At 65.8% G+C, this 21,360-nt stretch carries 17 protein-coding genes; 14 read left to right on the top strand and 3 right to left on the bottom strand.

Annotation, left to right across the window (positions count from 1 at the left end; translation table 11 throughout):
• Positions 1 to 152: 152 nt before the first annotated feature.
• Together rplJ and rplL are read left to right on the top strand one after the other, a co-directional pair.
• Positions 153 to 701, top strand: coding sequence for a 50S ribosomal protein L10 (gene rplJ / locus G6N24_RS17235; protein WP_085157510.1), 549 nt, complete (start codon positions 153 to 155; stop codon positions 699 to 701).
• 54 nt (positions 702 to 755) lie between these two features.
• The gene (rplL, locus tag G6N24_RS17230) at positions 756 to 1,148 is read left to right on the top strand and encodes a 50S ribosomal protein L7/L12 (protein WP_085157513.1); all 393 of its coding nucleotides are present in this window, start codon (positions 756 to 758) and stop codon (positions 1,146 to 1,148) included.
• Positions 1,149 to 1,187: 39 nt separating this feature from the next.
• Here the strand turns inward: rplL and G6N24_RS17225 are convergent, their stop codons facing one another.
• Positions 1,188 to 1,871 (bottom strand): TetR/AcrR family transcriptional regulator, encoded by a 684-nt coding sequence (locus G6N24_RS17225; RefSeq protein ID WP_163745551.1) that lies wholly within the window; start codon positions 1,869 to 1,871, stop codon positions 1,188 to 1,190.
• A 71-nt stretch (positions 1,872 to 1,942) separates the two neighbouring features.
• Between G6N24_RS17225 and G6N24_RS17220 the strand changes: the two genes are divergently transcribed.
• The 11 genes from G6N24_RS17220 to G6N24_RS17170 all read left to right on the top strand — a co-directional run bounded on the left by G6N24_RS17220 (position 1,943) and on the right by G6N24_RS17170 (position 19,378).
• On the top strand, positions 1,943 to 3,448 hold the full coding sequence (locus G6N24_RS17220; protein ID WP_085157515.1) for a carotenoid oxygenase family protein: 1,506 nt from the start codon (positions 1,943 to 1,945) through the stop codon (positions 3,446 to 3,448).
• 126 nt (positions 3,449 to 3,574) lie between these two features.
• On the top strand, positions 3,575 to 4,579 hold the full coding sequence (locus G6N24_RS17215; protein ID WP_085157518.1) for an ABC transporter ATP-binding protein: 1,005 nt from the start codon (positions 3,575 to 3,577) through the stop codon (positions 4,577 to 4,579).
• A 482-nt stretch (positions 4,580 to 5,061) separates the two neighbouring features.
• Entirely contained in the window at positions 5,062 to 8,580 is a 3,519-nt protein-coding gene (gene rpoB / locus G6N24_RS17210; protein WP_139822221.1) for a DNA-directed RNA polymerase subunit beta, read from the top strand.
• Between the two features lie 58 nt (positions 8,581 to 8,638).
• Positions 8,639 to 12,589, top strand: coding sequence for a DNA-directed RNA polymerase subunit beta' (locus G6N24_RS17205; RefSeq protein WP_085157532.1), 3,951 nt, complete (start codon positions 8,639 to 8,641; stop codon positions 12,587 to 12,589).
• Positions 12,590 to 12,705: 116 nt separating this feature from the next.
• Positions 12,706 to 13,587, top strand: coding sequence for a type IV toxin-antitoxin system AbiEi family antitoxin domain-containing protein (locus tag G6N24_RS17200; RefSeq protein ID WP_085157533.1), 882 nt, complete (start codon positions 12,706 to 12,708; stop codon positions 13,585 to 13,587).
• A gap of 87 nt (positions 13,588 to 13,674) precedes the next feature.
• Positions 13,675 to 14,433: a deoxyribonuclease IV gene (locus G6N24_RS17195; protein ID WP_085157534.1), complete on the top strand. Its 759-nt coding sequence runs from the start codon at positions 13,675 to 13,677 to the stop codon at positions 14,431 to 14,433.
• A complete protein-coding gene (locus G6N24_RS17190; RefSeq protein WP_085157535.1) occupies positions 14,430 to 15,269 on the top strand; it encodes an alpha/beta hydrolase family esterase in 840 nt (279 codons plus the stop codon). Before G6N24_RS17195 ends, G6N24_RS17190 begins: the two co-directional genes overlap by 4 nt.
• A 45-nt stretch (positions 15,270 to 15,314) precedes the next feature.
• Positions 15,315 to 16,946: an acyl-CoA dehydrogenase family protein gene (locus tag G6N24_RS17185; RefSeq protein WP_085157541.1), complete on the top strand. Its 1,632-nt coding sequence runs from the start codon at positions 15,315 to 15,317 to the stop codon at positions 16,944 to 16,946.
• Positions 16,943 to 17,881 carry a crotonase/enoyl-CoA hydratase family protein gene (locus G6N24_RS17180; protein ID WP_085157544.1) on the top strand — a complete coding sequence of 313 codons (939 nt, stop codon included), beginning with the start codon at positions 16,943 to 16,945 and terminating at the stop codon, positions 17,879 to 17,881. The genes G6N24_RS17185 and G6N24_RS17180 overlap by 4 nt, the downstream gene beginning before the upstream one ends.
• A 4-nt stretch (positions 17,882 to 17,885) precedes the next feature.
• Entirely contained in the window at positions 17,886 to 18,608 is a 723-nt protein-coding gene (locus tag G6N24_RS17175) for a PaaX family transcriptional regulator C-terminal domain-containing protein (protein ID WP_085157546.1), read from the top strand.
• Positions 18,605 to 19,378, top strand: a complete 774-nt coding sequence (locus G6N24_RS17170) for a crotonase/enoyl-CoA hydratase family protein (RefSeq protein WP_085157548.1) — start codon at positions 18,605 to 18,607, stop codon at positions 19,376 to 19,378. The genes G6N24_RS17175 and G6N24_RS17170 overlap by 4 nt, the downstream gene beginning before the upstream one ends.
• Positions 19,379 to 19,382: 4 nt before the next feature.
• On the opposite strand, the gene G6N24_RS17165 is transcribed toward G6N24_RS17170, so the two are convergent.
• Positions 19,383 to 19,880 carry a DUF3060 domain-containing protein gene (locus G6N24_RS17165; RefSeq protein WP_085157550.1) on the bottom strand — a complete coding sequence of 166 codons (498 nt, stop codon included), beginning with the start codon at positions 19,878 to 19,880 and terminating at the stop codon, positions 19,383 to 19,385.
• Between the two features lie 58 nt (positions 19,881 to 19,938).
• Positions 19,939 to 20,316 (bottom strand): DUF3060 domain-containing protein, encoded by a 378-nt coding sequence (locus G6N24_RS17160; RefSeq protein ID WP_085157551.1) that lies wholly within the window; start codon positions 20,314 to 20,316, stop codon positions 19,939 to 19,941.
• 298 nt (positions 20,317 to 20,614) lie between these two features.
• Between G6N24_RS17160 and G6N24_RS17155 the strand changes: the two genes are divergently transcribed.
• Positions 20,615 to 21,205 (top strand): TetR/AcrR family transcriptional regulator, encoded by a 591-nt coding sequence (locus tag G6N24_RS17155; RefSeq protein WP_139822225.1) that lies wholly within the window; start codon positions 20,615 to 20,617, stop codon positions 21,203 to 21,205.
• Positions 21,206 to 21,360 lie beyond the last annotated feature (155 nt).

Below are 21,360 nucleotides of genomic sequence, written 5' to 3'. Positions count from 1 at the left end.
CGGCCCACGCAGGAGGACGAGGCACCACCGCCGGCGCGCGCGTCGGCGCCATTCATCGCCCCGGCCGTTTCCTGCGCCGGGGCGTACTTCATTCTTGGGCGTTCCGAGGTGGCGCGAGACGACAGGTCGGACTTTCACCTCAGGAGGTGTGCATGGCCAAGGCTGACAAGGCCACCGCCGTTGCAGACATCGCGGAGCAGTTCAAGGCCTCGACAGCGACCGTCATCACCGAATACCGCGGATTGACGGTGGCCAACCTGGCCGAGCTGCGTCGATCCCTGGGCGGGTCCGCCACCTATGCGGTGGCCAAGAACACGCTCATCAAGCGCGCGGCGTCGGAGGCCGGTGTCGAGGGACTCGACGAGCTGTTCGCCGGCCCGACGGCGATCGCGTTCGTCAGCGGTGAGCCGGTCGACGCCGCGAAGGCCATCAAGACGTTCGCCAAAGAGCACAAGGCGCTGGTGATCAAGGGCGGCTACATGGATGGCCACCCGTTGACCGTCGCCGAAGTCGAGCGCATCGCGGACCTGGAGTCCCGTGAGGTGTTGCTTGCCAAGTTGGCCGGCGCGATGAAAGGCAACCTCGCCAAGGCAGCCGGGCTGTTCAATGCGCCCGCCTCGCAGATGGCCCGGCTCGCGGCCGCATTGCAGGAAAAGAAGGCGGCAGCGGCCCCGGCGCCAGAACCAGCTTCGGCCGAATAGCACCAGCACCCGTGAACCCCAAAAATCGCAGAATATTAGGAAGGACCGCCGACCATGCCAAAGCTCTCTGCCGACGAGCTGCTTGACGCGTTCAAGGAAATGACGCTGTTGGAGCTCTCCGACTTCGTCAAGAAGTTCGAGGAGACCTTCGAGGTGACCGCCGCCGCTCCGGTGGCCGTTGCCGCGGCGGGTCCCGCGGCGGCTGGTGCCCCGGCAGAGGCCGCCGAGGAGCAGTCCGAGTTCGACGTCATCCTCGAGGCCGCCGGCGACAAGAAAATCGGCGTCATCAAGGTCGTCCGCGAGATCGTTTCCGGCCTCGGCCTCAAGGAGGCCAAGGACCTGGTCGACGGCGCGCCTAAGCCGCTGCTGGAGAAGGTCGCCAAGGAGGCCGCCGACGAGGCCAAGGCCAAGCTCGAGGCCGCCGGCGCCACCGTCACCGTCAAATAGGTCAACTTCTCTACGCCGAGCAGCCGCAAAAGCGCCCAATTAGTGGGCGTGTCGGGCGCTTTTGCGTCTGCTCAGCCGAAGCTGCTCGGGTGAATCGCCCAGGGCGACCAGCAGGTTCGTGGTCATCGCGCCGAGCACCGGTCCGACGGCCGTGCCCTCATCGCCATAGAAACCGGCTAGCTCGAGCATGACGAACCCGTGTATCAATGCCCAGAACTGGGCGGCCGTGGCAACCACTTTGGCGTCGTCGTCCGCGGAGCCGGCGGCGGTGATCCGGCCTGCCACGATCGACCTGCGCACGCCGCGCACCACGTGCGCGAAGCTGGGGTCGCGCTGCTCGATCTCGGGGATCGTCAGGGTCAGGACGTTGTCGGCCGGCGCGTTGATGCCCTGTGCGCTGGTGCTGCCGAACATCAGCCGATACATGTGTGGCCGTTCGATGGCATAGCGCCGGTAGGCGGCACCGATGGCCAGCAAGTCGGCCACCGGGTCAGCGGTCTGCGGCACCGACAGCGCGGCGTCGAACTGCCGCAAACCCTCCTCGGCGACCTCGGCGATCAGCGCCCGCATCCCGCCGAAGTGGGTGTACACCGCCATCGTCGACGTCCCGGCGGCGGCCGCCACCTTGCGGGTCTGCAGCGCATCGGGCCCGTGCTCGTCGAGCAGAGCGACGGCGGCATGCAGCAACTCGTCACGAACACTGCTTTGCGTCTGCGAAGTCATCCTTGCCATGTTCTCATCGGCGGCGTACCGTGCCAATAACAGCGTAATAACAATGTTATAGGAGTTCGGCCGTGACAACGACGCGAACCGTCAAATCCCACAATCCGTACCTCGAGGGATTCCTGGCGCCGGTAAGCGCGGAAGTGACCGCGACTGATCTGCGGGTCACCGGGCGCATCCCGGAGCACCTTGACGGGCGCTATCTGCGCAACGGGCCCAACCCGGTCGCGGAGGTCGATCCCGCCACCTACCACTGGTTCAGTGGCGACGGGATGGTTCACGGGGTCGCGCTGCGGGGCGGGCAGGCTCGCTGGTACCGCAACCGCTGGGTGCGCAGCCAGCGCGTATGCGCGATCCTCGGCGAGCCGGCACCCAGCCGTCTCGACCCGCGGGCGGGCATGCTGTCCATTGGCGCCAACACCAGTGTGTTGGCCCATGACGGACGGACCCTCGCGCTCGTCGAGGGCGGAGTCGCCAACTACGAGCTCACCGACGAGCTCGACACCATCGGGACATGCGACTTCGACGGCACGCTGACCGGGGGCTACACCGCACATCCGCACCGGGACCCGCAGACCGGCGAATTGCACGCTGTGTCCTATTCATTCGCCCGCGGGCGGACGGTGCAGTACTCGGTGATCGACACCAAGGGGCACGCCCGCCGCACCGTCGACATCGAGGTGGGCGGATCGCCGGCGATGCACGATTTTTCGTTGACCGACAAGTACGTGGTGATCTACGACCTGCCGGTCAGGTTCGATTCCAGACAGGTCCAGCTGGTCAAGGTGCCACGGTGGCTTAGCTTGGCGGCTCGTCTGACGATGCAGTCGTTGATCGGGCGGGTCCGGATACCCGATCCGATCGTGGCCGTGATGAACCGCAATCCCAAGCTCACCACCGACCGGTTCCCGTATGCATGGGACCCGAACCACCAGGCCCGGATTGGTGTGATGCCCCGTGAGGGGGGCAACGATAACGTGCGATGGTTCGACATCGAACCCTGCTTCGTCTTCCATCCGCTCAATGCGTACACGGAAGAACGTGACGGCGCCGAGGTGCTGGTGCTCGACGTGGTGCGCTACTCACGGATGTTCGACCGCGACCTTCGCGGTCCTGGCGACAGCCGACCCACCCTCGACCGCTGGACCGTCAACCTGGCCACCGGTGCGATGACCGCCGAATGCCGCGACGAACGGCCGCAGGAGTTCCCGCGGATCAACGAGACCCTGCTGGGTGGCAAGCATCGCTTCGGCTACACCCTCGGCATCGACGGCGGCTACTTGACCCAAGGCGCATCGGAGCTGACCACGTCGCTGTACAAGCACGACTACGCGACCGGATCCAGCGAAGTCGCCGCGCTTGAATCGGACCTCCTGATCGCCGAGATGTCCTTCGTGCCCAATCCCGAAAGCAGAGCCGAAGACGACGGCATCCTCATGGGGTACGGGTATCACCGCGGTCATGACGAAGGCCAACTGCTGTTGCTGGATGCCCAGACCCTCGAGTCGATAGCCACCGTGCACCTGCCGCAGCGGGTGCCGCTGGGGTTCCACGGCAACTGGGCACCCACGGCCTGACGAGGATTGTTATCCTGGCAACCCTGATGCCGGGCCCGGGCCGTGCGCTACAGTAACTCCAAGACAGTGACTCAAGCCACACAATAGGGGAGGTGGCGGGTACGCGCGTCGACGGAAGGATTCCCCATGGGCGTCAGCATTGAGGTTAATAACCTCACGAAATCCTTCGGGTCCTCGCGGATCTGGGAAGACGTCACGCTCGAGATCCCCGCTGGTGAGGTCAGCGTGTTGCTGGGACCGTCCGGTACCGGCAAGTCGGTGTTCCTGAAGTCACTCATCGGTTTGCTGCGGCCGGAACGCGGCTCGATCATCATCGATGGCACGGACATCATCGAATGCTCGGCCAAGGAGCTGTACGAGATCCGCACGTTATTCGGTGTGCTGTTCCAGGACGGCGCGCTGTTCGGGTCGATGAACCTCTACGACAACACCGCGTTCCCGCTGCGTGAGCACACCAAGAAGAAGGAAAGCGAAATCCGTGACATCGTCATGGAGAAGCTGCAGATGGTCGGTCTTGGTGGCGACGAGAAGAAGTTCCCCGGCGAAATCTCCGGTGGTATGCGCAAGCGCGCCGGCCTGGCTCGTGCCCTCGTCCTGGACCCGCAGATTATCCTCTGCGACGAGCCCGACTCGGGTCTGGACCCGGTGCGTACCGCCTACCTGAGCCAGCTCATCATGGACATCAATGCCCAGATCGACGCGACCATCCTCATCGTGACGCACAACATCAACATCGCCCGGACCGTGCCGGACAACATGGGCATGTTGTTCCGCAAGCACCTGGTCATGTTCGGGCCGCGGGAAGTGCTGCTGACCAGCGACGAGCCTGTGGTGCGGCAGTTCCTCAACGGCCGCCGCATCGGGCCGATCGGGATGTCGGAGGAGAAGGACGAGGCGACCATGGCCGAGGAGCAGGCCCTGCTCGACGCCGGTCACCACGCGGGTGGTGTGGAGGAAATCGAAGGCGTGCCGCCGCAGATCACCGCAACGCCGGGCATGCCCGAGCGCAAGGCGGTGGCTCGGCGCCAGGCGCGGGTGCGCGAGATGTTGCACACACTGCCACAGAAGGCCCAGGCGGCGATCCTCGACGACCTCGAGGGCACACACAAGTACCGCTCGCACGAGTTCTGACAGGTCGCGTCGGTCGTTGCGCCCGCAAGGCGGAGTCAGGGACGTCGCGGCAAGACCCCCGGAAAGAATTCTGCAGGGCGCGGCCTAACTCGGCACCCGTCCCCCTTGACGCGAGGGCCCAAACGGGTCAATCTGTTGGGCAGCATGTGCCGTACCTGTCCAGGGCAACTCGAGATCGCCAGCCAGCGCCGAGACTCGTGGACAGGCAGTGGCGGGTATTTGAGGAATGCGCAGTCCTGCGCTATCGTTGGACGTTGCGCTGGCTACTTCCTGCCCATCTCACCCGCTGCCACTTGACAACGTGGTCTTAGCCTGAGCCCCGTTTTGCGGCTCAGCTATTTGGTTGCGTGCTTGAGATCCGGACAGATCGTTCGCCGGCCGAACCGACACAATTATCGCGGCGAACAGGCCCCGGTGGGCTGGCCTTTCCAAGGCTCTGCCCAGGCTCTCGTTGGTCGCACGAGGTGCTGGAAGGATGCATCTTGGCAGATTTCCGCCAGAGCAAGACAGACGCTAGTCCCAGTCAGAGTCGCCCGCAAAGTTCCTCGAACAGCTCCGTACCCGGAGCGCCCAATCGAATCTCTTTCGCCAAGCTTCGTGAACCGCTTGAGGTTCCGGGGCTGCTTGACGTCCAGACCGACTCGTTCGAGTGGCTGATCGGCTCGCCTCGCTGGCGCGAGTCCGCCATCGCCCGCGGCGACGTCAAACCGGTGGGTGGCCTCGAAGAGGTGCTCTACGAGCTGTCGCCGATCGAGGACTTTTCCGGCTCGATGTCGCTGTCTTTCTCCGACCCCCGCTTCGACGACGTCAAGGCTCCCGTCGATGAGTGCAAAGACAAGGACATGACGTACGCGGCCCCGCTGTTCGTCACGGCCGAGTTCATCAACAACAACACCGGCGAGATCAAGAGCCAGACGGTGTTCATGGGCGACTTCCCGATGATGACCGAGAAGGGCACGTTCATCATCAACGGCACCGAGCGCGTGGTGGTCAGCCAGCTCGTGCGGTCGCCCGGCGTCTACTTCGACGAGACCATCGACAAGTCCACCGAGAAGACGCTGCACAGCGTCAAGGTGATCCCTAGCCGCGGCGCCTGGCTGGAGTTCGACGTCGACAAGCGTGACACCGTGGGTGTGCGCATCGACCGCAAGCGCCGCCAGCCGGTCACCGTGCTGCTCAAGGCGCTGGGCTGGACCAGCGAGCAGATCACCGAGCGGTTCGGTTTCTCCGAGATCATGATGTCGACGCTGGAGAAGGACAACACCGTCGGCACCGACGAGGCGCTGCTGGATATCTACCGGAAGCTGCGTCCGGGGGAGCCGCCGACCAAGGAGTCCGCGCAGACGCTGCTGGAGAACCTGTTCTTCAAGGAGAAGCGCTACGACCTCGCCCGGGTTGGCCGCTATAAGGTCAACAAGAAGCTCGGGTTGCACGCCGGTGAGCCGATCACGAGTTCGACGCTGACCGAAGAGGACGTCGTCGCCACCATCGAATACCTGGTCCGCCTGCACGAGGGTCAGGCCACGATGACCGTCCCGGGCGGCGTCGAGGTGCCGGTGGAGACCGACGACATCGACCACTTCGGCAACCGCCGGCTCCGCACGGTCGGCGAGCTGATCCAGAACCAGATCCGGGTCGGTATGTCGCGGATGGAACGCGTTGTCCGGGAGCGGATGACCACGCAGGACGTCGAGGCCATCACGCCGCAGACGCTGATCAACATCCGGCCGGTGGTCGCCGCGATCAAGGAGTTCTTCGGCACCAGCCAGCTGTCGCAGTTCATGGACCAGAACAACCCGTTGTCGGGCCTGACACACAAGCGCCGGCTGTCGGCGCTGGGCCCGGGCGGTCTGTCGCGTGAGCGCGCCGGGCTGGAGGTTCGCGACGTGCACCCGTCGCATTACGGCCGGATGTGCCCGATCGAGACCCCGGAGGGGCCGAACATCGGTTTGATCGGTTCGCTGTCGGTGTACGCGCGGGTCAACCCGTTCGGGTTCATCGAGACGCCGTACCGCAAGGTGGTCGACGGTGTGGTCAGCGACGAGATCGAATACCTGACCGCCGACGAAGAGGATCGCCACGTTGTGGCGCAGGCCAACTCGCCGATCGCCGAAGACGGCCGGTTCCTCGAGCCGCGTGTCCTGGTTCGCCGCAAGGCGGGCGAGGTCGAGTACGTGCCCTCGTCCGAGGTGGACTACATGGACGTCTCGCCGCGCCAGATGGTGTCGGTGGCCACCGCGATGATTCCGTTCCTCGAGCACGACGACGCCAACCGCGCCCTGATGGGTGCCAACATGCAGCGCCAGGCGGTTCCGCTGGTGCGCAGCGAGGCGCCGCTGGTGGGCACCGGCATGGAGTTGCGTGCGGCGATCGACGCGGGCGACGTCGTCGTCGCCGAGAAGTCCGGGGTGATCGAGGAGGTGTCCGCCGACTACATCACCGTGATGGCCGACGACGGCACCCGACACACCTACCGGATGCGCAAGTTCGCCCGTTCCAACCACGGCACCTGCGCCAACCAGTCGCCGATCGTGGACGCCGGGGACCGGGTCGAGGCCGGCCAGGTGATCGCCGACGGTCCGTGCACTGAGAACGGTGAGATGGCGCTGGGCAAGAACCTGCTGGTCGCGATCATGCCGTGGGAGGGACACAACTACGAGGACGCGATCATCCTGTCCAACCGGCTCGTCGAAGAGGACGTGCTGACCTCGATCCACATCGAGGAGCACGAGATCGACGCCCGCGACACCAAGCTGGGCGCCGAGGAGATCACCCGGGACATCCCGAACGTCTCCGACGAGGTGCTCGCCGACCTGGACGAGCGCGGCATCGTGCGCATCGGCGCCGAGGTTCGCGACGGCGACATCCTGGTCGGCAAGGTCACCCCGAAGGGGGAGACCGAGCTGACGCCCGAAGAGCGGCTGCTGCGGGCGATCTTCGGAGAGAAGGCCCGCGAGGTCCGCGACACCTCATTGAAGGTGCCGCACGGTGAATCCGGCAAGGTGATCGGCATTCGGGTGTTCTCCCGCGAGGACGACGACGAACTGCCCGCCGGCGTCAACGAACTCGTCCGCGTCTACGTGGCCCAGAAGCGCAAGATCTCCGACGGCGACAAGCTCGCCGGCCGGCACGGCAACAAGGGCGTGATCGGCAAGATCCTGCCGGTCGAGGACATGCCGTTCCTGCCGGACGGCACCCCGGTCGACATCATCCTGAACACGCACGGTGTGCCGCGACGGATGAACATCGGCCAGATCCTGGAGACCCACCTTGGCTGGTGTGCCCACAGCGGCTGGAAGATCAACACCGCCAACGGAGTTCCGGACTGGGCTGCCAGGCTGCCCGACGAGCTACTTGCGGCCGAGCCGAATGCCATCGTGTCGACACCGGTGTTCGACGGCGCCCAGGAGGAGGAGCTGCAGGGGCTGCTGTCGGCCACGCTGCCCAACCGCGACGGTGACGTGCTGGTAGACGGCGACGGCAAGGCCGTGCTGTTCGACGGGCGCAGCGGCGAACCGTTCCCGTACCCGGTGACGGTTGGCTATATGTACATCATGAAGCTGCACCACCTGGTGGACGACAAGATCCACGCCCGCTCCACCGGCCCGTACTCGATGATCACCCAGCAGCCGCTGGGTGGTAAGGCGCAGTTCGGCGGCCAGCGCTTCGGCGAGATGGAGTGCTGGGCCATGCAGGCCTACGGTGCCGCGTACACGCTGCAGGAGCTGTTGACCATCAAATCCGACGACACCGTCGGCCGGGTCAAGGTGTACGAGGCGATCGTCAAGGGCGAGAACATCCCGGAGCCGGGTATTCCCGAGTCGTTCAAGGTCCTGCTGAAGGAGCTGCAGTCGCTTTGCCTCAACGTCGAAGTGCTGTCGTCCGACGGCGCGGCGATCGAGCTGCGCGAAGGTGAGGACGAAGACCTCGAACGAGCCGCGGCGAATTTGGGAATCAACTTGTCCCGCAACGAATCCGCGTCTGTTGAGGACTTGGCTTAGTGTCCATCACCGGCCAACGTCCTTTAGTCACTAAACCCGCAAGGGGAAAGGGAGTTACGTGCTCGACGTCAACTTCTTCGATGAACTCCGCATTGGCCTGGCGACCGCGGAGGACATTCGCCAATGGTCTTACGGCGAGGTCAAGAAGCCGGAGACCATCAACTATCGCACGCTGAAGCCGGAGAAGGACGGCCTGTTCTGCGAGAAGATCTTCGGACCGACTCGGGACTGGGAGTGTTACTGCGGCAAGTACAAGCGGGTGCGCTTCAAGGGCATCATCTGCGAGCGCTGTGGCGTAGAGGTGACCCGCGCCAAGGTGCGTCGGGAGCGGATGGGCCACATTGAGCTGGCCGCCCCGGTCACGCATATCTGGTACTTCAAGGGTGTGCCTTCGCGCCTGGGCTACCTGCTTGACCTGGCGCCCAAGGACCTCGAGAAGATCATCTACTTCGCCGCGTACGTCATCACCTCGGTCGACGAGGAGATGCGCCACAACGAGCTGTCGACGCTCGAGGCCGAGATGGCGGTGGAGCGCAAGGCCGTCGAGGATCAGCGCGACGCCGAGGTGGAGGCGCGGGCTCAGAAGCTGGAGGCCGACCTCGCCGAGCTGGAAGCCGAGGGTGCCAAGGCGGACGCCAAGCGCAAGGTGCGCGACGGCGGCGAGCGGGAAATGCGCCAGATCCGCGACCGCGCGCAGCGCGAGCTGGACCGGTTGGAGGACATCTGGAACACCTTCACCAAGCTGGCCCCCAAGCAGCTGATCGTCGACGAGAACCTCTACCGCGAGCTCGTCGATCGCTACGGCGAGTACTTCACCGGTGCCATGGGCGCGGAGTCGATCCAGAAGCTGATCGAGAACTTCGACATCGACGCCGAGGCCGAGGCGTTGCGTGAGGTCATTCGAAACGGCAAGGGGCAGAAGAAACTTCGCGCTTTGAAGCGCCTCAAGGTGGTGGCGGCATTCCAGCAGTCGGGTAACTCGCCGATGGGCATGGTGCTCGACGCGGTGCCGGTGATCCCGCCGGAGCTGCGCCCGATGGTGCAGCTCGACGGTGGCCGGTTCGCCACGTCTGACTTGAATGACCTGTACCGCCGGGTGATCAACCGCAACAACCGGCTCAAGAGGCTTATCGATCTTGGTGCGCCGGAGATCATCGTCAACAACGAGAAACGGATGCTGCAGGAGTCCGTGGATGCGCTGTTCGACAACGGCCGCCGGGGTCGTCCGGTTACCGGGCCGGGCAACCGCCCGCTGAAGTCGCTTTCCGATCTGCTCAAGGGCAAGCAGGGCCGGTTCCGTCAGAACCTGCTCGGCAAGCGTGTCGACTACTCGGGCCGGTCCGTCATCGTGGTCGGTCCGCAGCTCAAGCTGCACCAGTGCGGCCTGCCCAAGCTGATGGCGCTGGAGCTGTTCAAGCCGTTCGTGATGAAGCGGCTGGTTGACCTCAACCACGCGCAGAACATCAAGAGCGCCAAGCGCATGGTGGAGCGGCAGCGTCCGCAGGTGTGGGACGTCCTCGAAGAGGTCATCGCCGAGCACCCGGTACTGCTCAACCGCGCGCCCACCCTGCACCGGCTGGGTATCCAAGCATTCGAGCCAATGCTGGTGGAGGGCAAGGCCATTCAGCTGCACCCGCTGGTGTGTGAGGCGTTCAACGCCGACTTCGACGGTGACCAGATGGCCGTGCACCTGCCGCTGTCCGCGGAGGCACAGGCCGAGGCCCGCATCCTGATGTTGTCGTCGAACAACATCCTGTCGCCCGCGTCCGGCCGGCCGCTGGCGATGCCGCGCCTGGACATGGTGACCGGACTGTACTACCTGACCACCGCGGTCGACGGTGACACCGGCGAATACCAGCCGGCCAACGGGGACCGTCCGGAAACGGGTGTGTACTCCTCACCTGCCGAGGCGATCATGGCGGCCGACCGCGGTGTTTTGAGCGTGCGCGCCAAGATCAAGGTGCGGTTGACCCAGCTGCGCCCGTCGGCCGAGATCGAGGCCGAGCTGTTCGGCGTCAACGGCTGGCAGCCGGGCGATCCGTGGATGGCCGAGACGACGTTGGGCCGGGTGATGTTCAACGAGCTGCTGCCGCTTGGGTATCCGTTCGTGAACAAGCAGATGCACAAGAAGGTGCAGGCTTCCATCATCAACGACCTGGCCGAACGCTACCCGATGATCGTGGTCGCGCAGACCGTCGACAAGCTCAAGGATGCCGGTTTCTACTGGGCGACCCGAAGCGGCGTCACGGTCTCCATGGCCGACGTGTTGGTTCCCCCGCGCAAGAAGGAGATCCTCGACCACTACGAGGAGCGCGCCGACAAGGTCGAAAAGCAGTTCCAGCGTGGCGCTTTGAACCACGACGAGCGCAACGAGGCCCTGGTGGAGATCTGGAAGGAAGCCACCGACGAGGTGGGTCAGGCGCTGCGGGAGCACTACCCCAGTGACAACCCGATCATCACGATCGTCGACTCGGGGGCCACGGGTAACTTCACCCAGACCCGAACACTGGCCGGCATGAAGGGCCTGGTGACCAATCCGAAGGGTGAGTTCATCCCGCGTCCGGTCAAGTCGTCGTTCCGTGAGGGACTGACCGTTCTGGAGTACTTCATCAACACCCACGGCGCTCGAAAGGGCTTGGCGGACACCGCGTTGCGTACCGCGGACTCCGGTTACCTGACGCGGCGTCTGGTGGACGTGTCGCAAGACGTTATCGTCCGTGAGCACGACTGTCAGACCGAGCGCGGCATCGTCGTCGAGCTGGCCGAGCGTCAACCTGATGGCACGCTGATCCGTGATCCGTATATCGAAACATCGGCGTACGCACGGACTTTGGGCACCGACGCGGTCGACGAGGCGGGCAATGTCATCGTCGAGCGGGGCCAGGACTTGGGCGATCCGGAGATCGACGCGCTGCTGGCGGCGGGGATCATGCAGGTCAAGGTGCGTTCCGTGTTGACCTGCACCACCAGTACCGGTGTGTGCGCGACCTGCTATGGCCGTTCGATGGCCACGGGCAAGCTGGTCGACATCGGCGAGGCCGTCGGCATCGTGGCTGCCCAGTCCATTGGTGAGCCCGGCACGCAGCTGACCATGCGTACCTTCCACCAGGGTGGTGTCGGTGAGGACATCACCGGCGGTCTGCCGCGTGTGCAGGAGCTGTTCGAAGCCCGGGTGCCGCGCGGTAAGGCGCCGATCGCCGACGTCACCGGCCGGGTCCGACTGGAGGACGGGGAGCGCTTCTACAAGATCACCATCCTGCCCGACGACGGCGGCGAGGAAGTCGTTTACGACAAGCTCTCCAAGCGCCAACGGCTGCGCGTGTTCAAGCACGAGGACGGCTCCGAGCGGGTGCTCTCCGACGGCGACCACGTCGAGGTGGGCCAGCAGCTGATGGAAGGCTCCGCCGACCCGCACGAGGTGCTGCGTGTTCAGGGCCCGCGCGAGGTGCAGATCCACCTCGTCCGCGAGGTCCAGGAGGTCTACCGGGCGCAGGGCGTGTCGATCCACGACAAGCACATCGAGGTGATCGTTCGCCAGATGCTGCGCCGCGTCACCATCATCGACTCGGGCTCGACGGAGTTCCTGCCCGGCTCGCTGATCGATCGTGCGGAGTTCGAGGCCGAAAATCGTCGGGTGGTGGCCGAGGGCGGCGAGCCCGCCGCCGGCCGTCCGGTGTTGATGGGTATCACCAAGGCGTCGCTGGCCACCGACTCGTGGCTGTCCGCGGCGTCGTTCCAGGAGACCACGCGAGTGCTGACCGATGCGGCGATCAACTGCCGCAGCGACAAGCTCAACGGTCTGAAGGAGAACGTGATCATCGGCAAGCTGATCCCGGCCGGTACCGGCATCAACCGCTACCGCAACATCGCGGTGCAGCCCACCGAGGAGGCCCGCGCCGCGGCGTACACGATCCCGTCCTACGAGGATCAGTACTACAGCCCGGACTTCGGGCAGGCCACTGGAGCAGCCGTCCCGCTGGACGACTACGGCTACAGCGACTATAGGTAGCGCGAGCAGACGCGAAAGCCCCCAAATCGGGCCCGATTTGGGGGCTTTCGCGTCTGCTCGCGTACTATCCACAGCGCTGACTTTCGGTCCGCACTGGCGCGGGACACCATGAGCGCGTGTTCGTCGACGAAGTCATCTCGGCCAATGGCGGCCTGGCCACCACGCAACAATTGCTCGGCGTCACAAGCCGCAAGCGCTTGGCGGGACTTGTCAAGGCGGGCAAGCTGATCCGGGTGCGCCACGGCGTCTATGCGTTGAGTGAACCCGCTGTGTCGGGCAAGTTGGCTGCGCTGGATTTGTTGGCCGGCCAACCGATTGTCGCCTGCATGGGCACGGCCGCGGCGTTGTACGGCTTCGACACCGAGGGCACGTCGCGCATTCACGTCCTTGACCCGGGTGTCCGCATGCGACCATCACCCGCTCTGATGGTGCATCAGCGAATTGGCGCACCGCTGCGACGGGTAGAGGGTCGGCTGGCGACGGCGCCGGCATGGACGGTGATCGAAGTAGCGCGGACGTTGCGGCGGCCACGCGCCCTGGCGACGCTCGATGCTGCGCTGCATGTTGGCGCGTGCACCAAGGGGGAACTACACGCAGTAATCCGTGAACACAAGGGCCGCCGCGGCATCGTCAAGGTCCGTGAGTTGATCGGTTATGCCGACAGCCGTGCCGAATCTCCGATGGAGAGTGAGGCCCGACTGGTGTTTATCGATAACCGGTTACCCATGCCCGAGTTGCAGTACGAGATCGTTGACGACTACGGCACACGGTGGCGCGTCGACTTCGCGTGGCCGGATGTGATGGTCGTCGCCGAGTACGACAGCATCGAATGGCATGTGGGCCGCGATGCACTGCTGCGCGACCGGCTGAAAACCGCCCGCCTACAGGAATGCGGTTGGACGAGCATTCCCATGACCGTGGGTGACATCCGAGGCGATCCCGTCGGCCTGGTAGACCGCATCAACACCCACCTGCAACGGCCTCGCTTAGCGAGCTGAGCAGACGTAAAAGCCCCCATTTGGGCAGCCAAATGGGGGCTTTTACGTCTGCTCAGCATCCCTTGGTGACGCACTAGACTGGCCAACGTGCTCATCGGTTCACACGTCAGCCCGCAGGACCCGCTGGCCGCGGCGGAGGCCGAGAACGCTGACGTCGTGCAGATCTTCCTCGGCAATCCGCAGAGCTGGAAAGCGCCGAAACCCCGCGACGATGCCGCCGCGCTCAGAGCCGCGGAGCTGCCGGTGTATGTGCACGCTCCCTACCTGATCAACGTCGCATCGGCGAACAATCGGGTGCGGATCCCGTCGCGGAAGATCCTGCAGCAGACCTGTGACGCGGCCGCCGACATCGGTGCCGCGGCGGTGATCGTGCACGGCGGATACGTCGCCGACGAGGACGACCTCGAGGAGGGCTTCCAGCGCTGGCGCAAGGCGCTCGACCAGCTGCACACCGAGGTCCCGGTGTACCTGGAAAACACCGCCGGCGGCGACCACGCGATGGCCCGTCACTTCGACACCATCGCACGACTGTGGGACGTCATCGGCGACTCCGGGATCGGCTTATGCCTCGACACTTGTCACGCCTGGGCGGCCGGCGAGGCGTTGGTCGATGCGGTGGACCGCATCAAGGCCATCACCGGCCGCATCGACCTGGTTCACTGCAATGACTCCAAGGACGAAGCGGGCTCAGGTCGTGATCGTCACGCCAACCTGGGCACCGGTCAGATCGATCCCGAGCTGCTGGTGGCCGCGGTCAAGGCCGCCGGCGCGCCGGTGATCTGCGAAACCGCCGACGAGGGCCGCAAGGATGACATCGCGTTTCTGCGGGAGCGAACACGCGGCTGATCGGCCGAGCCATCACGTTTTTCACGGTCGTACTCGCGCTCAGCGGCTGTACGTCGGGACGAACCGTGCCACCGTCGGCCTTCGTGAGCGGAACCAGCGTCCACACCGTCAAGATCGGCGGTGTCGACCGCACCTATCGGCTCTACCTGCCGACGGGATTGTCCGCCTCGGCCCCGCTGGTGGTCATGCTGCACGGCGCGTTCGGCAACGCCGCCCGCGCCGAAAGGGCTTACGGCTGGGACGAATTGGCTGAGTCTGACAAGTTCCTCGTCGCCTATCCGGACGGCCTGAACTGGACCTGGAACGTCAACGGCGGCGGCTGCTGCGGCCGGCCGGCACGGGAGGGCGTCGACGACGTGGCTTTCATCACCGCCGCCGTCGCCGACATCGCCAAGAACGTCAGCATCAACCCGTCCAGGGTCTATGCCACCGGAATCAGCAACGGCGGCATTATGTCCTACACGCTGGCATGCAACACCGGTGTCTTCGCGGCGATCGGCCCGGACGCGGCGACGCAACTGGATCCCTGCCGGTCCCCGCACCCGACCTCGGTCATGCACATCCACGGCACGGCGGATCGGCTCATCCCTTACGGCGGTGGATCGGGCCTCGGCGCGATCGACGGTCCCTCGGTGCCAGCGGTGAATGCGTTTTGGCGCAACGTTGACCGGTGCGGCGCCCCGGTGACCACCACCGAGGGCCTGGTCACCACGTCGACCGCCGGATGCGCCGACAGCCGCAGCGTCGTCCTCGTCACCGTCAACGACGGTGGCCATCAGTGGCCGCCCTTCGCTACCCGTGCACTGTGGGATTTCTTCGCCGGTCACCCGCACTAGTGTTACAACTCTTGTGCAGTTGTCTAGAAACTGTAATATGGTGCCATGCCAGCTACCCATGTCGTCACCAACCAGGTTCCGCCCCTGAAGAACTACAACCCCGCGTCGTCGCCGGTGCTCATCGAGGCCCTGATCCGCGAAGGCGGCGAGTGGGGCCTGGATGAGTTCACCGCACTCGGGGCCATCGCCGGCTCCCGGCAAGCTCAGCGTTGGAGCGAGCTTGCCGACCGCAACCGGCCGATCCTGCACACTCACGACCGCTACGGCCATCGCATCGATGAAGTGGAATATGACCCGGCCTACCACGAGTTGATGCGTACCGCGATCGAGCACGGTCTGCACGCCGCGCCCTGGGCGGATCAGCGGCCCGGTGCCCATGTGGTGCGGGCCGCCAAGACGTGCACCTGGTGGAGCGTTGAGCCGGGCCACATGTGCCCCGTCTCGGCGACCTACGCGGTGGTGCCGGCGCTGCGGTACAACACCGAGTTGGCGAGCACATATGAGCCGCTGCTGACCAGCCGGCACTACGACCCCGAGTTGAAGGTGCCCACCACCAAGGCCGGCATCACCGCGGGCATGTCGATGACCGAAAAACAGGGCGGTTCCGATGTGCGGGCCAACACCACCACAGCGACCCGCAACGCCGACGGCAGCTACACATTGACCGGTCATAAATGGTTCACCTCGGCGCCGATGTGTGACATCTTCTTGGTCCTGGCTCAGGCGCCCGGCGGCCTGTCCTGCTTCTTCCTGCCCCGGGTGCTGCCCGACGGGAGCCGCAACCGAATGTTGTTGCAGCGGTTGAAGGACAAGCTCGGCAACCACGCAAACGCCTCCAGCGAGGTCGAATACGACGGCGCCATCGCGTGGCTGGTGGGAGAAGAGGGGCGCGGAGTGCCGACCATCATCGAGATGGTCAACATGACCCGGCTGGATTGCACGCTGGGCAGCGCCACCGGGATGCAGGCGGGACTGGCCTGGGCCATCCACCACGCCCAGCACCGCAAGGCCTTCGGCGCCTACCTGATTGACCAGCCGTTGATGCGCAATGTGCTCGCCGACCTGGCGGTCGAGGCCGAGGCCGCCACAATCGTCGCGATGCGCATGGCCGGCGCCACCGACAACGCGGTACGCGGCGACGGACGCGAGGCCCTGCTGCGCCGGATTGGGCTGGCGGCCAGCAAATACTGGGTGTGCAAGCGCGCTACCCCGCACGCGGCCGAGGCGCTGGAATGCCTGGGCGGCAACGGCTATGTCGAGGACTCCGGGATGCCCCGGCTGTACCGCGAGGCGCCGCTGAACGGCATCTGGGAGGGCTCCGGCAACGTCAGCGCGCTGGATACGTTGCGTGCCATGGCAACTCGCCCCGAGTGCGTCGAGGTGCTGTTCGACGAGCTGAGCAAGAGCGCCGGTTCCGATGCCCGCCTGGACAGCCACGTCGGCCAGTTGCGACCGCAACTTGAGGATCTGGAAACCGTCGGTTACCGAGCCCGCAGGATCGCCGAGGACATCTGCCTGGCGCTGCAGGGTTCGCTGCTGGTGCGTCACGGCCATCCAGCCGTCGCCGAGGCGTTCCTGGCGACCCGGCTCGACGGGCGGTGGGGCCGGGCGTTCGGCACCATGCCGACCGGATTGGATCTCGCGCCGATCCTCGAACGTGCTCTAGTCAAGGGATGACGCACACGATCAGGCCGGTCGATTTCGACAACCTGAAAACGATGACCTACGAGGTCACCGGCCGGGTCGCGCGGATCACCTTCAACCGCCCGGAGAAGGGCAACGCGATCGTCGCCGATACCCCGCTGGAGCTATCGGCGTTGGTGGAACGTGCCGATCTGGACCCAAACGTCCACGTCATCCTGGTGTCGGGTCGCGGCGAGGGCTTCTGCGCCGGATTCGACCTGTCCGCCTACGCCGAGGGGTCGTCGTCGGCGGGCGGCGGTGAGGCATACAAAGGCACGGTGCTGGACGGCAAGACCCAGGCCGCCAACCACCTGCCCAATCAGCCGTGGGACCCGATGATCGACTACCAGATGATGAGCCGCTTCGTGCGCGGGTTCTCCAGCCTGATGCATGCCGACAAGCCGACGGTGGTCAAGATCCACGGCTACTGTGTGGCGGGCGGCACCGACATCGCCCTGCACGCCGATCAGGTGATAGCCGCCGCCGACGCCAAGATCGGCTACCCCCCGACCCGGGCGTGGGGGGTGCCGGCCGCCGGCCTGTGGGCGCACCGGCTCGGTGACCAGCGCGCCAAACGGCTGCTGCTCGCCGGCGATTGCATCACCGGCGCACAAGCCGCCGAGTGGGGTCTGGCGGTTGAGGCGCCGGATCCGAAGGACCTCGACGAGCGCACCGAGCGGCTCGTAGCGCGCATCGCCGCACTGCCGGTCAACCAGCTGATCATGATCAAACTCGCGCTCAATTCCGCTCTGCTGCAACAAGGTGTGGCCATCAGCAGGATGGTCAGCACCGTGTTCGACGGCGTCGCCCGGCACACGCCCGAGGGGCATGCCTTCGTCGCCGACGCGGTTGAGCACGGCTTCCGGGAAGCGGTGCGCCACCGTGACGAGCCCTTCGGTGACTACGGCCGTCGAGCATCGCAGGTCTAAGGCCATGCCGAACATGACAGCCCGCTCGGTGGTGCTGTCCGTGCTGCTCGGTGCCCATCCCGCGTGGGCCAGCGCGAGCGAATTGATTAGCCTGACAAACGATTTCGGCATCAAAGAGACCGCGTTGCGGGTCGCGCTGACCCGCATGGTCGGCGCCGGTGACCTGATCCGGTCCGCCGACGGCTACCGGCTTTCGGATCGGCTGCTCGCCCGCCAGCGTCGGCAGGACGATGCGATGCGCCCCCGGGCCCGGTCCTGGCGCGGATACTGGCACATCGTGATCGTCACCAGCGTCGGCACCGATGCCCGCAGCCGTGCCACGCTACGAACCACCATGCACGACAAGCGTTTCGGTGAACTGCGCGAAGGGGTGTGGATGCGCCCCGACAACCTCGACCTGGAGCTGGAGCCCGACGTCGCGGCCCGCGTCCGGGTGTTGAGGGCACGCGACGACGCACCCGCCGAGCTGGCCGGGCGACTGTGGAATCTGGCCGAGTGGGCCGAGGCCGGCCAGCGGTTGCTCGAAGAGATGGCCCGAGCCTGTGACATTCCCGGCCGGTTCGTGGTGGCCGCCGCGATGGTGCGCCACCTGCTCACCGATCCGATGCTGCCCGCCGAACTGCTGCCCGCTGATTGGCCCGGCGCCCGGCTGCGCGCCGCCTACCACGACTTCGCCACCGAACTGGCGGAGCGAATCGATGCAACCCAACTCCGGGAGGCGACATGACTGATCCGGTGCGTGTGGAACGCAATGGGCCGGTGACAACGGTGATCCTAAACCGGCCAGCGGCACGCAACGCCGTCAACGGCCCGACGGCCGCCGCGTTGTACACCGCGTTCGACCAATTCGATCGCGACGACACCGCGTCGGTCGCCGTGTTGTGGGGTGAGGGCGGAACCTTTTGTGCGGGAGCCGATTTGAAGGCTTTCGGCACACCGCAGGCCAACTCCGTGCACCGGACGGGCCCGGGTCCGATGGGGCCCAGCCGCATGGTGCTATCCAAACCCGTGATCGCCGCGGTCAGCGGCTACGCCGTCGCCGGCGGCCTGGAGTTGGCCTTGTGGTGCGACCTGCGGGTCGCCGAAGAGGACGCCGTATTCGGCGTGTTCTGCCGCCGCTGGGGGGTGCCGCTGATTGACGGCGGCACCGTGCGCCTGCCGCGGCTGATCGGCCACAGCAGGGCCATGGACATGATCCTCACCGGCCGCGGCGTGCGGGCCGACGAAGCGCTGGCGATGGGCCTGGCCAATCGGGTGGTCCCCAAAGGCCAAGCCCGCCAGGCGGCCGAGGAATTGGCGGCGGGGCTGGCCGCGCTGCCGCAGCAATGCCTGCGATCGGACCGGCTGTCAGCGTTGCACCAGTGGGGGCTGCCCGAATCCGCGGCCATCGACCTCGAGTTCGCCAGCATTTTCCGGGTCGCCGCCGAGGCGATGGAAGGCGCCGGACGATTCGCCGCGGGCGCCGGCCGGCACGGCGCCCCGGCACATAGCGGTTAGCCGATCACTCTTTCTTGATGCTGTTGCCCGAGCCGAGATTGTCGACCGTCGGGTCCCCGGCCTTGTAGGTGATGGTGTTGTTAAGCCCCACCACGGTGAGGCGCTCATCGACCTTGTCGAAGGCGATCTTGTTGTTCGCGCCGCCGATGGTCACCGTCGCGCAGGTGCCGTTCACGGTCAGCGTGTTGTCCGAGCCGCCCACGTTCAGCGATTTCCCGTCGGCACAATCGAGGGTGGCCGTGGTTCCGAGCGAGCCGTAGGTCAACGTGTTCCCGATTTCGATTGAGGCGGTTGTGGATCCGCCCGTCGACGTTGTTGGCGCGGCCGTACCGCTCGTCGGCGGGGCCGCGCCGCGCGTCGTCGTTGTCGTAGCCGTCGTAGTGGCTCCCGGCGGCTTAGCCGTCGAGCTGCAGCCCGCCAGTGCGAAAGCCACCGCTACGACGGGCAGCGCCAGGGCCGTCGCGGCGAATCTGGATGAGTCGGCGGAGAACTGGGCGCGCATGATACCTCGATTCTGCGGTGAGACGCCGAGTGTGGGTAGCGACTGAGGTTGGGTCGTCTCAGCTGCCCACCCGCTGTAGCCGGTTTACCATGCCGAGTTCGCGGCCACGGTCCCAGATGAACGGGTCACCGTTTTTGTAGAACACGGTTTCGTCCCAGCCGTAGACGGTGATGTCGTTGACGATCGTGTCGGCGACGACCGTGTTGGACGAGCCCATAACGGTCACCGCCCAGCAGGTTCCGAGCGCCGTGACGGTGTTGCCCGTGCCGTTGACCAGCAGGGTGGAATCGTTGCAGTCGACCGTCTGCTCGATCCCCTGTCCCGTGACATGGGTGTCGCCATTCTTGGCGTGCGCGGCCGGTGGTGGGGCGGCTGGCGTGGCAGCGATAGCGATGGCACCGGTAGCCAGAGCCCCGGCGATCGTCGTCCAGTTCACTGCGGGCCCCGTTCGCTTGGGCGGGTGATCTGCACGAGGAGAGCCTACGTGCATTCGGCCGCGCGATGAATGACTTATTTGGATCGCTGGACCCAATTACCGCTCCGCCACCGGCGGATCTGGCGCCGCGGTTTTGCGGTGTCGTCAACTAGAGTCATTAGTTGGCCACAACATTCCATCGAAAAATGGTGATGACCCAAGCCGGTCATTGCTATCCGAAGGGCGAATCGCCATGGCAGCTCAGCCGGTACCGCAGTCAGCGGGTAATCGCCCACGCGTGGGGAAAGCGGCGAAGTCCATTTCCCGCACCGCCAAGCTGAGCCGCGACGTCATCGTCGAGGGCGCCCTGACCTTCCTGGACCGGGAGGGCTGGGACTCCCTGACCATCAATGCGCTGGCTACACAGCTGGGGACCAAGGGCCCGTCGCTGTACAACCACGTGGACAGCCTCGAGGACCTGCGCCGCGCGGTGCGGATCCGGGTCATCGACGACATCATCACGATGCTGAAGCGGGTCGGCGAGGGCCGGGCCCGTGATGACGCGGTATTGGTCATGGCGGGCGCCTACCGCAGCTACGCCCACCACCACCCCGGTCGATACTCGGCATTCACCCGGATGCCGCTAGGCGGTGACGACCCCGAGTACACCGCCGCGACCAGAGGCGCGGCCGCGCCGGTGATCGCGGTGTTGTCCTCGTACGGGCTCGATGGCGAGGCGGCCTTCCATGCCGCCCTTGAGTTCTGGTCGGCATTGCATGGGTTCGTGTTGCTGGAAATGACCGGTGTGATGGACGACATCGACACGGATGCGGTGTTTTCGGACATGGTGCTGCGGCTGGCGGCGGGCTTGGAGAGACGCACCGCGTCCGACGCCACCAAGACGACTTGAAGCCCACCCAGAACCGCCGAAAGGGCCTGCAAGCAACCCAGACCCAGGCCGCCGGGGCGGGTGTGCCGTCGCGGCACGCCACTCAGCCTCGGGCGCCAATCCGGGTGGGCTGGGTGGCGGGTCAGCGGTAACTGTTCGCACCGCTTTGACCGGCC

The sequence above is a fragment of the Mycobacterium lacus genome, assembly GCF_010731535.1.
Classification (GTDB): domain Bacteria; phylum Actinomycetota; class Actinomycetes; order Mycobacteriales; family Mycobacteriaceae; genus Mycobacterium; species Mycobacterium lacus.
Note: the sequence above shows the minus strand (reverse complement) of the source record. Positions and strands in the feature narration are given on the sequence as shown.

Excerpts from the sequence above, each read along its gene's own strand:
- G6N24_RS17215 (WP_085157518.1), top strand. The coding sequence starts at position 3,575 with ATGGGCGTCAGCATTGAGGTTAATAACCTCACGAAATCCTTCGGGTCC.
- rplL (WP_085157513.1), top strand. The coding sequence starts at position 756 with ATGCCAAAGCTCTCTGCCGACGAGCTGCTTGACGCGTTCAAGGAAATG.
- G6N24_RS17165 (WP_085157550.1), bottom strand. The coding sequence starts at position 19,880 with ATGCGCGCCCAGTTCTCCGCCGACTCATCCAGATTCGCCGCGACGGCC.
- G6N24_RS17185 (WP_085157541.1), top strand. The coding sequence starts at position 15,315 with ATGCCAGCTACCCATGTCGTCACCAACCAGGTTCCGCCCCTGAAGAAC.
- G6N24_RS17225 (WP_163745551.1), bottom strand. The coding sequence starts at position 1,871 with ATGACTTCGCAGACGCAAAGCAGTGTTCGTGACGAGTTGCTGCATGCC.
- G6N24_RS17180 (WP_085157544.1), top strand. The coding sequence starts at position 16,943 with ATGACGCACACGATCAGGCCGGTCGATTTCGACAACCTGAAAACGATG.
- rplJ (WP_085157510.1), top strand. The coding sequence starts at position 153 with ATGGCCAAGGCTGACAAGGCCACCGCCGTTGCAGACATCGCGGAGCAG.
- G6N24_RS17175 (WP_085157546.1), top strand. The coding sequence starts at position 17,886 with ATGCCGAACATGACAGCCCGCTCGGTGGTGCTGTCCGTGCTGCTCGGT.
- G6N24_RS17170 (WP_085157548.1), top strand. The coding sequence starts at position 18,605 with ATGACTGATCCGGTGCGTGTGGAACGCAATGGGCCGGTGACAACGGTG.